The organism is Streptomyces spongiae, from assembly GCF_009377185.1.
In the GTDB taxonomy this organism is placed as follows: Bacteria; Actinomycetota; Actinomycetes; order Streptomycetales; family Streptomycetaceae; genus Streptomyces; species Streptomyces spongiae.
In genome coordinates, this window is the sequence record NZ_VJZC01000057.1 from 17,106 (window position 1) to 31,232 (window position 14,127).

Genomic DNA, 14,127 nt, shown 5'->3' on the forward strand with positions numbered 1-14,127 from the left:
GGGCAATATCAAGCACATATCGCACTAAATCAGGATGTCCTGGGATGTACCGGCCCCCGGTGCGGAGGCGACTGCGGAGCTGGGCGGGGCCTTGGTGCCGGGATGTCGAGGGCGTGCGGTTTCTCGCCGTCGAGCGTGAACGGCTCACCGTAGTGGCGGGCCGTCAGGGGCCCGCCGTCCAGGAGTGTGTACGTGGCGGCGCGGGGCTTGATCTCCACCCGCAGGCGGCTGCCCAGCAGCTCGACGTGGAAGGCCAGGCGGCTCAGCCGTTCCGGGAGCCGGGGCGCGAACTCCAGGGAGTCGCCGTGGTGGCGCATGCCTCCGAAGCCCGCGACGAGCGCCATCCACGTACCCGCGAGGGCGGCGATGTGCAGGCCGTCGCGTGTGTTGTGCTCCAGGTCCTGAAGGTCCATCAGCGCGGTCTCGGTCACGTAGTCGTAGGCCAGGGCCAGGTGGCCGACGCGGGCCGCGATGACGGCCTGGCAGCATGCCGACAGGGAGGAGTCACGGACCGTCAGGGGCTCGTAGTAGGCGAAGTTGCGGGCCGTGTGCTCCTCGTCGAAGAAGTCGTCGCACTTGTACATCGCCAGCACCAGGTCCGCCTGTTTGACGACCTGCTTGCGGTAGAGGTCGAAGTACGGGAAGTGCAGCATCAGCGGGTACTGGTCGGGGCGCGTGTTCGCGAAGTCCCAGCGCTGGTAGCGGGTGAACCCCGCGTTCTGTTCGTGGACGCGCAGGTCGTGGTTGTACGGGATGTGCATGGCGTCGGCGGCGTCCCGCCAGGCGGCGCTCTCCTCGGTGTCGACGCCGAGTTCCGCGGCCCGCCTCGGGTGGCGCTCGACGACGTCGGCGGCGGCCCGCAGGTTCGCCCGGGCCATGAGGTTGGTGTAGGTGTTGTCGTCGGCGACGGCGCTGTACTCGTCGGGACCGGTCACGCCGTTGATGTGGAAGGCACCGTGGGGGTCGTGGTGCCCGAGCGAACGCCACAGCCGGGCGGTCTCCACCAGCAGTTCCACGGCGGTGTCGCGCTCGAAGGCCGCGTCGCCGGTGGCGGCCGTGTAGCGGACCACGGCGTCGGCGATGTCGGCGTTCACGTGGAACGCGGCCGTGCCCGCCGGCCAGTACGCGGAGCCCTCCGAGCCCTCTATGGTCCGCCAGGGGAACGCGGCGCCGCGCAGACCGAGTTGGACCGCGCGCTCGCGGGCGACGGGCAGCGTGTTCTGCCGCCAGCGCAGGGCCTCGGCCACCGCGCCGGGCGAGGTGTAGGTGAGCAGGGGCAGCACGAACGTCTCGGTGTCCCAGAAGGCGTGGCCGTCGTAGCCGGAGCCCGTGAGGCCCTTCGCGGGGATCGCGCGCCGCTCGGCGCGGGCCCCGGCCTGCAGCACGTGGAACAGACCGAACCGCACCGCCTGCTGGATCTCCTCGTCGCCGTCGACCTCGACGTCGGACCGCGCCCAGAAGGCGTCCAGGTAGGCGCGCTGTTCGTCGACGAGTCCCTGCCAGCCGCCGTGCCCGGCCGCCGCGAGGGCGGCGTCGACCTGGTCGCTGACGGCGGGCAGGGAGCGGGTGCTCGACCAGCCGTGGGAGACGAGCTTGTCGACCCGCAGCGTCTGCCCCGGTTCGAGGACCGAGGTGACGGTGAGGCGGGCGACGTCGTCCCTGCTCTCGGCGCGGGTCCCGGTCGGTTCGGGCCCCGTGACGACATGGTCGGCTGCCGCCCCGACCCGCAGGCCGCTGCGCCGGGTGCGGTGCACGAGCCGCAGCCGGTGGCCGTCCGCGAAGTGCTCCTCCGGCTGCAGCGGCGACTGCAGGGCGACCGCCGCCCGGGGATCGCCCTTCCGCTCGGGCAGTTGCTCGTTGGCCACCAGCTCGGACTGCACCACGATCCGGGCCTCGCAGCCCACCGCCTCCACCTCGTAGGCGACGGCGGCGATCGCGCGCTGCGTGAACGACACCAGGCGGGTGGAGCGCACCCGTACGGTGGACCCGGCCGGAGACGTCCACTCGCAGGTGCGCCGCAGCAGTCCGGTGCGCAGGTCGAGGACGCGTTCGTGGGAGCGCAGCCGGCCGTAGCGCAGGTCGAACGGCTCGTCGTCGACGAGCAACCGGATGATCTTGCCGTTGGTGACGTTGATGACCGTCTGCCCGGACTCCGGATAGCCGTAGCCCGCCTCCGCGTAGGGCAGCGGGTGGAGTTCGTGGACGCCTCCCAGGTACGAGCCGGGCAGCCCGTGCGGTTCGCCCTCGTCGAGGTTGCCGCGCCAGCCGACGTGGCCGTTGGACAGCGCGAACACCGACTCGCTCTGCGGCAGCACGTCGAGGTGCGGCGCGTGTTCGCGCAGGCACCAGGGCTCGACGGCGTAGGACCTGTGGGTGATCACGGCCGCTCCAGCAGTTCGGCGAGGTCCCGTACGACGCGGTCGGCGCCGTGGGCGTACAGGGCGTCGCTCTGTCCGACGCGGTCCACCCCGACGACGTACCCGAAGTGGCCCGCGCGTCCGGCGTCCATGCCGGCCAGCGCGTCCTCGAACACGGCGGCCTCGTGCCGCTCGACACCGAGGTCCTGCGCGGCGGCGATGAACGTGTCGGGCCGCGGCTTGCCGGGCAGCCCCCGCTCGGCGGCCACGATCCCGTCGACCCGCACGTCGAAGAGGTGCTCCGCGTCCACCGACCGCAGGACGTCACGGCAGTTGGCGCTGGACGACACCACGGCGGTGCGCAGCCCGTGCGCGCGGACCGCCTCCACGTAACGCACCGTGCCCTCGTACGCCTCGACGCCGCCGGTGCGGATCAGCTCCAGCAGCAGTTCGTTCTTGCGGTTGCCGATGCCGTGGACCGTCGCCGCGTCGGGCGGGTCGTCGGGCTCGCCCTCGGGGAGTTCGATGGAGCGGGAGGCCAGGAAGGTGCGGACGCCGTCGGCACGGGGGCGTCCGTCCACGTACTCGTCATAGTCGGTGGCATCGTCGAACGGCCGGAAGCCGTCGCCGTCGCGCTGCCTCAGGAAGTCGTCGAACGTCCGCTTCCACGCGGCCGCGTGGACCACGGCGGTCTTGGTGATGACCCCGTCGAGGTCGAGGAGGCACGCCTGGATTCCCTTGGGCAGCCCGAGTTCTGTCGTCTCCGTCATAGAGCTTGCGTTCCCCGAACTGCCCACCCCAGTGCGGTGCCGGCCACCACACGGCCCAATCGGACCGCGCCCGCCGGACGCGCCGGCTCAGCGCAAACGGTCCTTGGCCTTGTAGTAGGCCCCGCCGAACGGCAGGAACCAGGCGGTGCCGTTGTAGAAGGGGACGGGGACCTTGGGGAAGCCGAGGCCGCGCAGGGGATTGGCCTCCGGGTTGCCGTCCATCATGTCGGCGACCGCCCGGCCCATGTAGGTGGCCATCTGGACGCCGTGGCCGCAGTAGCCCATGGAGTAGTACAGGCCGCCCGTCTCGCCCGCGTGCGGGACGCGGTCCCAGGAGAAGCCGACGCTGCCGCCCCACACGTAGTCGATCCGGACATCGGCCAGCTGGGGGAAGATCTCGGCCATCTCCCGTTTCAGTACGTCTCCGCTCTTGAGGTCCGAGGCGGGGTTGGAGGGCGCGAAGCGGGCCCGGCCGCCGAACGCGAGGCGGTGGTCCGGAGTGAGGCGGATGTAGTGGCCGATGTTCTTGGAGTCGACCACCAGGCGGGCGTTCGGGATGACTTCGCGGGCGCGCTCCTCCCCCAGCGGCTCGGTGACCACGATGAAGCTGCCGACGTTGATCAGCCGCTTGCGGAACCAGGGCATCGCCTTGTCGGTGTAGGCGTCGGTGGCGGCCATGACCTGCTGGGCGAGGATGGTGCCGTGCAGGGTCTCGACGAGGAAGCCGCCGCCCGGCAGGCGGGTGAGACCGGTGGCCGCGTTGCGTTCGTGGATCTGTGCGCCGGCGCGTTCGGCGGCCTCGGCCAGACCGTGGACGTACTTGCCCACGTGCAGTCCGGCGCTGAGCGGGTCGAGCAGGGCGCCGTGGTAGTAGTCCGAGCCCAGTTCTCCGCGCAGGTCGCTCTTCGTCAGCAGCGTGGTGTGGTGGTCGAAGTTCTCGGCCAGGTCGCGCCGGGTGGCCTTCATCGCCTCGAAGTGCTGGGGTTTGTAGGCGACTCCGAGGCGGCCGGAGCGGTTGAAGTCGCAGTCGATCTGTTCCTTGTGGGTCAGTTCCTCGACGACGTCGACGGCTTCGCGGAACGCGTCGTAGAGCTCGCGGGCGCGCTGCTGTCCGTAGCGTTTACGGGCCTCGGCGACGCCGATGGTGATGCCCTGGGTGCACATGCTGCCGTTGCGCCCGGAGGCGCCCGAACCGACCTTGTCCTTCTCGACGAGGACGACGCGGGCGCCCTTGCGAGCGGTGTGGTAGGCGGTGGACAGGCCGGTGAGACCGCCGCCGATCACGACCACGTCGGCGGACTCGGGGAGTTCCCTGCCCGACCGGTCGGGCAGGGGCGGGGCGGTGTCGAGCCAGTAAGGGATCTGCTTCATGGCGAGGGCTCCTGATCAGCAGCCGAGGAGGGCGGGCAGGCCCGACAGGTCGCGCAGCTCGTCGTACGGCTGGTAGTCCGTGCTGCCGCGGCGCCCGTAACGGTTGATCCAGACACGGCGCCTGAGGCCGAGGTCGCGGGTGGGGATGAGGTCGTACTCCCAGCCCTGGGCGGTGTGGATGACCTGGGAGGGGTCGACGTCCATGGTCTTGTACGCGTGCTCGAAGGTCTGCCGGTCCGGCTTGTACGCCCGCGCCTGCTGGGCGGTGATGACGTGGTCGAACTCGACCCCGATGCCCGCGACGTTCCGGGCGATGAGGTCGTCGTCGGTGTTGGAGATGATGGCGATCTCGTAGCGGGACTTGAGAGCGCGCAGGGCGTCCGGGACCTCGGGGAAGGGACCGAACGTGGGGACGGCCTCGACGAGGGCGTCACCGTCGGACGTGCGGTACTCCAGGCCGTGCAGGCGCATGGCCATCCTGAGGCTGGAGTGCAGGACCTCGTGGTAGGGACGGTAGGGCTCCAGGACGGCCTGGAAGCGGATGACACGGAAGTCGTCGAGGAACTCGTCCACGTCCAGGCCGTCCAGGTCGAGCCGGTCGGCGAGGACCTTCAGGGTGGTGGGGCCGAGCTGGAAGTCGACCAGGGTGCCGTAGGCGTCGAAGGTGACGATCTCTCGCATGGGGTTCAGCCTCGCTTCAGGGGGTTTCGGGGGTCAGACGACTTGTTCGCCGGGGCGCACGATCGCGTCGAGTGCCACGAGGTCGGCCGCGTCGGGGATCCACTCGGCCGCCGCCGCGTTGGCGGTGACCTGTTCGGGGGTCATGGCGCCGCAGATGACGGAGCCGACGGCGGGCAGGGCGGCAAGTCCGCCGACGGCGACCTGGAGCAGGGTCAGGCCGCGTTCGGCGCCGTACACGGTGAGTGCCTCGACGCGGTCGAGGGCGGCTTCGGTGAGCCAGCCCTGCCGCCAGGACAGCCGGCTGCCGGGCGGTGGCTCCTCGCCGCGCCGGTACTTGCCGCTGAGCAGGCCGTTGGCCAGCGGGTAGTACGGGAGCAGGCCGATGCCGTGGTGCAGGCAGGCGGGGACCAGTCCGGTCTCCGCGCCGCGGTCGAGCAGGTGGTAGCGGGCCTGGGTGCTGACGAACGCCTCGGTGAGCAGCTCGGGCGGCAGGTTGGAGCAGCCGATGTGACGGATCTTGCCCTCGTCGACGAGTTCGCACAGGGCGGCCACGGTCTCGTCGAGCGGGGTGACTCCGTCGGGCTCGTGGTACTGGTACAGGTCGATCCGGTCGGTGCCGAGCCTGCGCAGCGATGCCTCGACGGCGTACCGGATGTAGGGGGCCGCTCCGCGCCGACCGTACAGGTCCGCCTCCGGACCCATCTCCATGCCGAACTTGGTGGCCAGGACGACGTCGTCGCGGTGGCCCTTGAGAGCGGCGCCCAGGAGCCGTTCCCCGTCGCCGCGCGAGCCGCCCCGGTCGCCGAACCCGCCGTACATGTCGGCGGTGTCGAACAGGGTGACACCGGCGTCCAGGGCCGCGTGGACGACGGCCTTCGTTCCGTCCTCGTCGAGGCGGGAGCCGAAGTTGTTGCCGCCGACGCCGACCACCGAGACGGCGGGCCCGCGTTCACCGAGCCTGCGGTACCTCATGAGCGGTCCCCGAACCCGATGCAGACGTTCTTCGTCTGGGTGTAGCTCGCCAGCGCCTCCAGGCCCTTCTCCCGGCCCCAGCCGCTGTGCTTGTAGCCGCCGAAGGGAAGCTCGACGCCGGTGCCGACGCCGGTGGCGTTGACGTAGACCTGACCGGCCCGGATGCCCTCCGCCATGCGCAGCGCCTTGTCGAGGTCACGGGTCCAGACGTACGAGGCCAGGCCGTACTCGCTGTCGTTGGCGAGGGCGAGCGCCTCGGCCGTGTCGTCGAACTCGATGACCGTGACGACGGGTCCGAAGATCTCCTCACGGGCGCAGCGGGCCTCGTGGGTGAGGCCGGTCAGGACGGTCGGCTCGACGTAGTAGCCGTCCGCGAGTGCCGGGTCCGTCGGGCTCTTGCCGCCGGTCAGCACGCTCGCGCCCTCCGCACGCGCCAGGTCCAGATAGCCGAGGACCCGATCGCGCTGCCGGGCTGCGACCAGCGGGCCGACGTCCGGGTCGTCCAGGCCGGGGCCCAGCCGCAGTGAGGCGGCGTGGGCGACCAGCTTGTCGAGGAACTCCTCGGCGCCGCGCTGGAGCAGCAGCCGGGTGCCGGCCGAGCAGGTCTGCCCGGCGTTGCCGAAGACGGACCCCGCGACGGCGCCCAGGGCCAGGTCGAAGTCGGCGTCGGCGAAGACCACGACCGGTGACTTGCCGCCCAGTTCCACGACCGAGGGAACCACGTTGGCCGCGGCCGCCTGCGCGACCTTGATGCCGGTCGGCACCGAACCGGTGAAGGTGACCTGGTCGATGTCCGGGTGCCCGGCGAGGGCCGCGCCCGTCTCGCCGTCCCCGGGCAGGACGTTCAGGACGCCCGGCGGGAGGCCGCACTCCAGGGCGATGCGGCCGATCTCCAGTGGGGTGAGCGGTGCCTCCGGCGAGGGCTTGAGCACCACGGTGCAGCCGGCGGCCAGCGCCGGGGCGGAGCCCCTCGCGGTGTTCTGGAGCGGGTAGTTGAACGGGATGATCTGGCCGGAGACACCGATCGGCTCACGGACGGTGTAGTCGATGAGGCCGGGGCCGAGGGGGATCGTGGAACCGCCGAGCTTGTCGGCGACGCCCGCGTAGAACTCGAAGTAGCGGGCCGCGGCCTCCACGTCGGCCTTCGCCTGGCTCAGCGGCTTGCCGACGTCCTGGCTCTCCAGCCGGGCGAGCCGCTCGCCGTCCGCCCGGATCGCTCCGGCGATGCGCTGGAGCACCCTGCCCCGGTCGGCGGCGCGCAGCCGGGCCCACTCCGGTGCCGTGAACGCCGCCCTGGCCGCCGCCACCGCCTGGTCCACGTCCTGCGGACCGGCCAGCGCGACCTCCGCGAAGGCCGACCCGTTCGACGGGTCCAGGACGCTGAAGGTGCGGCCGTCGGCGGCGGGGACCCGCTTGCCGTCGACGAGCAACAGCCGGGTGTCGTCGCTCACGGCCGGATCTCCCCCTGCACCTCGCCGAAGATGACGACCTCGTCGCCCGGACGGACGGTACGGATCCTTCGCACCCACAGCACGATGCCGTCCTGTGGGGCGCGCACCTCCTCCAGCGTGTTGCCGTAGTGGTCGACGATGTGGGCGATCAGGTCGCCTTCCTTGCAGTTCTCCCCCGGGTCGGCGTGCCCGACGAAGAAACCGCCGGACGCCGAGCGGGCGAAGGTTCCGGAGACCGCCGTGTAGGTGTCGCGCAGTTCGGCCGGACCGTCGGTCATGCCGAGTTGCCGCATGATGTTGCGCACCGCGTCGATGTGCAGTTCGACGGTGGATTCGCGGTAGGTGCCGCCGCCCGCCTCGATGGTGATGGCCGCCTTGCCCGCCGCGAGGGTGGGGTGGCGGACCGTTCCGCCCCACTTGCCGCCCTTCCAGATCAGCTGGTGCCCGGCGGCCAGTCCGATGCCCATGGCCAGGTCCTCGTAGCCGCCCTGGACGATGGTCAGGGGTGCGATCTCGCCGAAGGTGCCGCCGGTGTGCAGGTCCACGAGGGCGTCGATGGCGGGGACGACCTGCTCGACGAAGGTGGCGGCCAGGCGCAGGGAGTACGAACCGTCGGCGTCACCGGGGAAGATGCGGTTGAGGTTCAGGTGGTCCAGGCCGCTCGTGCGGGCCGCCGCCTCGAACGCGGGGGTGTTCATGCAGGGGATGCCGACCAGGGTGCCGCGCAGCGTGGCCGGGTCGGTCTCGGCGAGGACGCGGCGGATGGCCTCCTGGCCGTCGTACTCGTCGCCGTGCACGCCCGCGTCCACGCACAGCACCGGGCCGGGCTCGGTGCCGTTGACGACGATCAGCGGTATGCCGAGCTCCACGCCGTAGGTGCTGGTGCCGACCGGGATGAGTCCCTGGGCGCGCTCGCCGGGGGCGACGGTCAGCGGGCCGATGGAGTACATGCGGGTGTTCCTTTCGGATACGGATGTCACAGGTGGGCCGACGCCTCGTCGAGGGTGTCCGCGATGATGTCGGCGATGGCGTCGAGGAGGTGCCGATCGCTGATCAGCGGGGGTGCGATCTGGACCAGGGGGGCGGCGCGGTTGTAGACCCGGGCGAGGAGCCCGGCCTCGCGCAGCCGGCGGGGGATCAGGTCGGCGACGAGGGCGGCGCGGGCGGTGTCGCTGAATCCGCCGTCCTCCAGGTCGCCGGTGAGTTCACAGGCGTAGAAGAAGCCGGCTCCGCGCACGTCGCCGACGATGCTGAGCTCGGTGAGGGAGGCCATGCGCCCCGCGAGGTGGTCCTGGAGAGCGCGGACGTTGTCGAGGATCCGGTCGCGTTCCATGATCTGGAGGCTGCGCAGGGCGATGGCCGCGCTGAGGGGGTGTCCGGCGAAGGTGTAGCCGTGGTTGAGGACCGCGCCGGGCCGGTTGAGGACCTCGGTGACCCGGGTGCTGACGAGGGTGGCGCCCATGGGGGCGTATCCGGCGGTGATGCCCTTGGCGACGGTGACGATGTCGGGGCGGGCGCCGTAGCGGTCGCCGCCGAACCACTCCCCCAGACGGCCGAAGGCGGTGATCACCTCGTCGGCGACGAGCAGGAATCCGTACCGGTCGGCCAGGGCCCTGAGGCCCGGCCAGTAGCCCTCGGGCGGGGTGATGCAGCCGCCGCGGTTCTGCACGGGTTCGGCGATGAGCATGGCCACACTCTCCGGGCCCTCGGCCAGGATCGCGGCCTCCAGCTCGCCCAGCAGACGCGCCGTGAAGGCCGCGTCGTCGGCCAACTCGCCCGGCAGTCCGTAGCGGTTGGTGTGGGACACGAACCGGGTGTCGATCGCCGGTGGACCGTACGGTTCCTTGAGTCCGGGGTCGTCGGTGAGCGAGAGGGCGCCCACGGTCAGCCCGTGGTAGGCGCCGCTGCGGGCGATGGCCTTGGTGCGGCCGGGTTCGCCGCGCAGGGCGTGGTAGCGGCGGGCGATCTTCCAGGCGGTCTCCACGGCTTCGGCGCCGCCGCCGGAGAAGAAGGTGTGCTCGATGCCGTCTGGGGCGATCCGGGACAGCCGCTCGGCGAGTTCGATGGCCGTCGGGTGCGCGGAGGCGGACCACAGGGGGCTGAAGCACAGTTCGCGCAGCTGTCGTTCGGCGGCCTCGGCGAACTCGGGGGCGTAGGAGTAGCCGAGCTGGCAGCAGTACAGGCCGGAGAGGCCGTCGATGTAGCGTCTGCCGTCCGCGTCGTCGACGTACGGGCCGTCGCCGCGCTGGACGACGAAGAGGTTCTCCCCTTCCGCGCCGAGGGAGCCGTTGGGGGTCATGTTCAGGAGCAGGTGTCTGGCCGCGGACGCGGACAGCTCGCCGGACGGGGTGCGGGTGCTGGTCGTCATCGGGTCTCACTTCCGGCGGGCAGGCCCACGGCGGGCTCGGTGGGCAGCAGGCCGTCCTGCTTGCCGGTGCCGCTGAGTTTGCGCACCACGCCGACCAGGGCGAGGGCCACGACGGCGACCGCGATGAGGATCGCGCTGACGGCGGTCACCGACGGGTCGACATCGAACTGGAGGACGTTGAACACCTGGACCGGAAGGGTCACGGTGTCCACGGAGGACAGGAACTGGGAGATGAAGAACTCGTCGAAGCTGGTGATGAAGGAGAAGACGGCGGCGGCGATCATGCCGGGCGCGGCCAGCGGGAAGGTGATGCGCCGGGCGACGGTGAGGCGGCTCGCGCCCATGCTGGCCGCCGCGTCCTCCAGCCGTTCGTCGATGCCCTTCAGGGTGGCCATGAGGATCATCACGGCGATGGGTGAGGCGAGCACGGTGTGGCCGAGCGCGATGGCGATCGGGCTGCCGAGCATCGCGGCGGGCTCGAAGAGCAGGAACAATCCGAGAGCGACGACGACCTGGGGGATCACCAGGGGTGCGAGGACGAGCCCGTAGACCGCCGAGCGCAACGGCAGTTCGCTGCGGACCAGCGCGGTCGCCGCGGTCATGCCCAGGGCGAGCGAGAACACGGTGGTCATCGCGGCCACCAGGGCGCTCAGCGAGAGCGCGGCCGGCCATTTGCTACCGTCGGCGAACAGGTTCTCGTACCAGCTGAGCGTCCAGGAGTCCGGCGGGAAGGAGCCGAAGGCGTCGCTGCCGAAGGAGGTGACGACGATGAGGACGATCGGCAGGGCGAGGAACAGCAGGATCAGCGTGGACAGGACGGTCAGGCAGATGCGTCCGGCGAGGGTGGAGCGGAGCTCGATCACGATGCCGCACCCCGCTTCCGGGCGGCGTCGCCGAGCGACTTGACCAGGCGCAGGAGCAGCAGTCCGGCGAAGGTGAGCAGGAGCAGGATGATGCCGAGCGCCGAGGCGCCGTTCCACTGGTTCTGCCTCATGACCTGCTCGTCGATGAGCGAGGCGACCATGGTCTGCTTCGGGCCGCCCATGAGGGCGGGCGTGAGGTAGTAGCCGAGGCAGAGGATGAAGCAGAGGATGCCCGCGTTGACGAGGCCGGGCGCGACGAGCGGCAGATAGATCCTGCGGAAGATCGTCAGACGTCCGGCGCCCATGCCGGCCGCGGCGGCGAGCAGCCGCCGGTCGGTGCCGCGCATCACGGCGTACAGCAGCAGGACGGTGTACGGGAGCATCACGGAGGTGGTGCCGATGACGACGCCGAGCTCGTTGTAGAGCAACTGGAAGGGCGCGCCCGGGACATGAAGGTCCGTCAGGGCGTTGTTGATCACGCCGTGTTCGCCGAGCAGGATGATCCAGCCGTAGGTACGCACCAGCGCGCTGATGAAGTGCGGGACGATCACGACGAGCATCACGAGTCCGGCCCACAGGGGCTTGAGGCGGGACACGGCGGCGGCCAGCAGGAAGCCGATGACCAGGCTGAGCAGTGAGGTCTCGGTGGAGATCCGCAGGGTGGTGAGCAGGATCTCCAGGTTCGCGCCGCGGAACGCGTCGGCGTACCAGTGCAGGGTCCAGCCGCCCTCCTCGCCCTTGAGGCTGAGGAGCAGGGTGCTGAAGATCGGATAGATGAAGAGGATCAGCAGGTAGACGACGACCGGCGCGGCGTTGAGCAGCCCGAAGCGGGTGCGGCGGTCGGAGAGCGCTCGACGGAGCCGGCCACGCCGCGGCACGGGCGAGGGGGTGACGGCGGGTGTCGGCTTCGACGCGAGGAGGGATCCGGCCATGGCTCAGCGACCCTGTTCCGGGGCGGGGACACCCAGTTCCGGGGCGGAGACGCTGTCGGGGAAGACGCTGACGTCGTCCGGGTCGGCGGTCAGGCCGACGCGTTCGCCGGGGGCCGGGGCACGTCCGGCCGGCAGTTCCAGCCGTACGGGTTCGGTGTCGGCGCCTCCGGCCGGGCGGACGGTGACGCGGACCAGGGTCCCCACGTAGGTGACCGTCTCCACGGTCCCGGTACAGAAGCCCTGGCCTGCGGGACACAGCCCGAGCCGGCCGGGCTGGACCGCGGCCCGGACCCGCGGGGTCTGGGCAGGTGCCTGGGCCGTCTGCGGGCGGGCCTTGAGGAGACCGCCGGTGTCGAGCCGTACGAGCGTGTGGTCCGGGGTCTGCTCCTCCACGTGGCCGGCGAGGAAGTTGGCGGCACCGAGGAAGTCGGCGACGAACGGGGTGCGCGGGCGCTCGAAGAGCTCGCGCGGGGTGTCGAACTGGTCGACCCGCCCGTCGCGCATCACGGCGATCCGGTCGGAGAGGACGAGCGCCTCCTCCTGATCGTGCGTCACATAGATGACGGTGAGACCGAGTTCGCGCTGGATGCGCTTGATCTCGGTCTGGAGCTGGTCGCGCAGCTTCTTGTCGAGGGCGCCGAGGGGCTCGTCCATGAGGATCACCGGGGGCCGGTAGACCAGGGCCCGGCACAGCGCGACCCGCTGCTGCTGGCCGCCGGACAGCTCGCGTGGCCTGCGCCGGGCCATGCCGGACAGCCCGGCCATCTCCAGGGTCTCGCCGACCCTGCGGCGCAGCTCCGCCTTGGGTATGTCGCGCAGCTGCAGCGGGAAGGCGACGTTCTCCCAGACCGTCATGTGCGGGAAGAGGAGGTACTGCTGGAAGACGAAGCCGAGGCCGCGTTTCTGCGGGGCGAGGCGGGTCACGTCACGGCCGCCGACGACGATGCTGCCGGAGTCCGGTTCGCAGAACCCCGCGATCATCATCAGCGTGGTGGTCTTGCCGGAGCCGGAGGATCCCAGGAAGGTGACGAACTCGCCGGCCGCGATCTCCATGGAGACCTCGTCGACGGCGGTGACCCCACCGCCGTACGTCTTGCGCAGCCCCGTCACGGACAGCGGCTTTCCGGTGCCGGTCCCCGGCGGCGAGTCGGCCGCCGGGGTCTGTCGCTCGGTCATCACGTCGAGCTCAGGCATGCGTCCACTCCTGCCAGCGCTTGGAGACGGCGTCCTGGTTGTCGATCCACCACTGGACGTCCAGGTCGAAGCCGGACTCCAGGTGCTCGGGCGAGCTGGCCAGGTTGGCGGCCGTGGTGTCGGAGAGCTTCTTGTAGGCGGCGGGCACCGTCGGGCCCATCGGGTAGATCTCCGCGAAGTGGGCCTGCACGTCGGGTCGCAGCGCGAAGTCGATGAGCTGGTAGGCGGCGTCGCGGTTCTCGGCGCCCTTGGGGATGCCCAGTCCGTTGCTCTGGCGGCGGGCGCCGTTCCACTGGTAGGCGAGCGGTGAGCCCTGCTTGATGAGGTCGTCGAGGCGGCCGTGCCAGACGCTGGAGGCGACGACCTCCTCCCGTCCGAGCAGCACTCCGGGCAGGGCGCCGGTGTCCCAGAACTTCTTGACGGAGCCCTTGATCTCGTCGAGGGCCTTGAAGGCACGGTCCACGTCGAGGGGGTACAGCTTGTCGAGCGGGACGCCGTCGGCGAGGAGGGCGAACTCCAGCTCGGGCAGGTCCGCGTCCAGGGCCTGGAGGGCACGGCTGCCGGGGAAGGCCTTGGTGTCCCAGAAGTCGGCCCAGGAGGAGGGCTTCTTCCCGTCGAAGGCGTCGGTGCGGTAGGCCATCACGCTGGCCCAGTAGTTCTTGCCGATCGCGTTGGAGGTGACCAGCGACTTGGCGATGCCGGCGCTCTTGAAGTTCTTCAGCCGGTCGTGGTCCAACTCCTCGGTGGCGCCCTCCTTCTGGAAGAGCACGAAGTCGGCCATGGAGTCGTCGATGACGTCGAACTGCGGGCGGCCCTGCTTGATCTGCGCGAGCATCTGCGCGTACTCGATGTTCGCCACCTTGACCTGGATGCCGGTCTCCTTGGTGAACGGCTCGTAGACGGCCTTCTGGTTGGCCTCGCCGTACGTGCCGCCGCTGTTGCGGACCACGAGTGACTTGGAGTTCTTGCCGCCGCTGCCGACGGACCGGCTGGTGCCGGTGCCGCACGCCGTGAGCGACGTGGCGGCGATTCCTGCCGCGACTGAGCCGACTCCGCGCAGGAACACTCTGCGGTCTATCCGGACATCTCTCACCGGGGGCCTCCTGGTGGTGCGGTGCGGTACGAGGGGAGCGTGTGGGGTGGGTGCTGGTTGGTCTCGTTCGGGATG

The 14,127-nt window shown here is 70.8% G+C and carries 12 protein-coding genes; all 12 read right to left on the minus strand.

Annotation, left to right across the window (positions count from 1 at the left end; all coding sequences use genetic code 11):
* Nucleotides 1–29: 29 nt before the first annotated feature.
* Nucleotides 30–2,381, minus strand: coding sequence for a glycoside hydrolase family 65 protein (locus tag FNH08_RS11645; protein ID WP_322724265.1), 2,352 nt, complete (start codon nucleotides 2,379–2,381; stop codon nucleotides 30–32).
* A complete protein-coding gene (locus tag FNH08_RS11650; RefSeq protein WP_152771385.1) occupies nucleotides 2,378–3,127 on the minus strand; it encodes an HAD family hydrolase in 750 nt (249 codons plus the stop codon). Before FNH08_RS11650 ends, FNH08_RS11645 begins: the two co-directional genes overlap by 4 nt.
* A gap of 87 nt (nucleotides 3,128–3,214) precedes the next feature.
* On the minus strand, nucleotides 3,215–4,498 hold the full coding sequence (locus FNH08_RS11655) for an NAD(P)/FAD-dependent oxidoreductase (protein ID WP_152771386.1): 1,284 nt from the start codon (nucleotides 4,496–4,498) through the stop codon (nucleotides 3,215–3,217).
* A 15-nt stretch (nucleotides 4,499–4,513) separates the two neighbouring features.
* On the minus strand, nucleotides 4,514–5,179 hold the full coding sequence (locus tag FNH08_RS11660; RefSeq protein ID WP_152771387.1) for a haloacid dehalogenase type II: 666 nt from the start codon (nucleotides 5,177–5,179) through the stop codon (nucleotides 4,514–4,516).
* 33 nt (nucleotides 5,180–5,212) lie between these two features.
* Nucleotides 5,213–6,151, minus strand: coding sequence for an aldo/keto reductase (locus FNH08_RS11665; RefSeq protein ID WP_152771388.1), 939 nt, complete (start codon nucleotides 6,149–6,151; stop codon nucleotides 5,213–5,215).
* Nucleotides 6,148–7,602, minus strand: a complete 1,455-nt coding sequence (locus FNH08_RS11670) for an aldehyde dehydrogenase family protein (protein ID WP_322724267.1) — start codon at nucleotides 7,600–7,602, stop codon at nucleotides 6,148–6,150. The genes FNH08_RS11665 and FNH08_RS11670 overlap by 4 nt, the downstream gene beginning before the upstream one ends.
* On the minus strand, nucleotides 7,599–8,552 hold the full coding sequence (locus tag FNH08_RS11675; protein WP_152771389.1) for a succinylglutamate desuccinylase/aspartoacylase family protein: 954 nt from the start codon (nucleotides 8,550–8,552) through the stop codon (nucleotides 7,599–7,601). Before FNH08_RS11675 ends, FNH08_RS11670 begins: the two co-directional genes overlap by 4 nt.
* A gap of 26 nt (nucleotides 8,553–8,578) precedes the next feature.
* A complete protein-coding gene (locus FNH08_RS11680; RefSeq protein ID WP_152771390.1) occupies nucleotides 8,579–9,970 on the minus strand; it encodes an aminotransferase class III-fold pyridoxal phosphate-dependent enzyme in 1,392 nt (463 codons plus the stop codon).
* Nucleotides 9,967–10,833 (minus strand): ABC transporter permease, encoded by an 867-nt coding sequence (locus FNH08_RS11685; protein WP_322724269.1) that lies wholly within the window; start codon nucleotides 10,831–10,833, stop codon nucleotides 9,967–9,969. The genes FNH08_RS11680 and FNH08_RS11685 overlap by 4 nt, the downstream gene beginning before the upstream one ends.
* Complete coding sequence (locus tag FNH08_RS11690; RefSeq protein WP_152771391.1) at nucleotides 10,830–11,765, minus strand: ABC transporter permease; 936 nt, start codon at nucleotides 11,763–11,765, stop codon at nucleotides 10,830–10,832. Before FNH08_RS11690 ends, FNH08_RS11685 begins: the two co-directional genes overlap by 4 nt.
* 3 nt (nucleotides 11,766–11,768) lie before the next feature.
* Complete coding sequence (locus FNH08_RS11695; protein ID WP_152771392.1) at nucleotides 11,769–12,959, minus strand: ABC transporter ATP-binding protein; 1,191 nt, start codon at nucleotides 12,957–12,959, stop codon at nucleotides 11,769–11,771.
* On the minus strand, nucleotides 12,952–14,052 hold the full coding sequence (locus FNH08_RS11700) for an ABC transporter substrate-binding protein (protein WP_322724270.1): 1,101 nt from the start codon (nucleotides 14,050–14,052) through the stop codon (nucleotides 12,952–12,954). The genes FNH08_RS11695 and FNH08_RS11700 overlap by 8 nt, the downstream gene beginning before the upstream one ends.
* Nucleotides 14,053–14,127 lie beyond the last annotated feature (75 nt).

Bases quoted from the DNA above. Each gene is read 5' to 3' on its own strand.
- FNH08_RS11650 (WP_152771385.1), bottom strand. From the start codon at position 3,127: ATGACGGAGACGACAGAACTCGGGCTGCCCAAGGGAATCCAGGCGTGC.
- FNH08_RS11655 (WP_152771386.1), bottom strand. From the start codon at position 4,498: ATGAAGCAGATCCCTTACTGGCTCGACACCGCCCCGCCCCTGCCCGAC.
- FNH08_RS11660 (WP_152771387.1), bottom strand. From the start codon at position 5,179: ATGCGAGAGATCGTCACCTTCGACGCCTACGGCACCCTGGTCGACTTC.
- FNH08_RS11665 (WP_152771388.1), bottom strand. From the start codon at position 6,151: ATGAGGTACCGCAGGCTCGGTGAACGCGGGCCCGCCGTCTCGGTGGTC.
- FNH08_RS11675 (WP_152771389.1), bottom strand. From the start codon at position 8,552: ATGTACTCCATCGGCCCGCTGACCGTCGCCCCCGGCGAGCGCGCCCAG.
- FNH08_RS11680 (WP_152771390.1), bottom strand. From the start codon at position 9,970: ATGACGACCAGCACCCGCACCCCGTCCGGCGAGCTGTCCGCGTCCGCG.
- FNH08_RS11690 (WP_152771391.1), bottom strand. From the start codon at position 11,765: ATGGCCGGATCCCTCCTCGCGTCGAAGCCGACACCCGCCGTCACCCCC.
- FNH08_RS11695 (WP_152771392.1), bottom strand. From the start codon at position 12,959: ATGCCTGAGCTCGACGTGATGACCGAGCGACAGACCCCGGCGGCCGAC.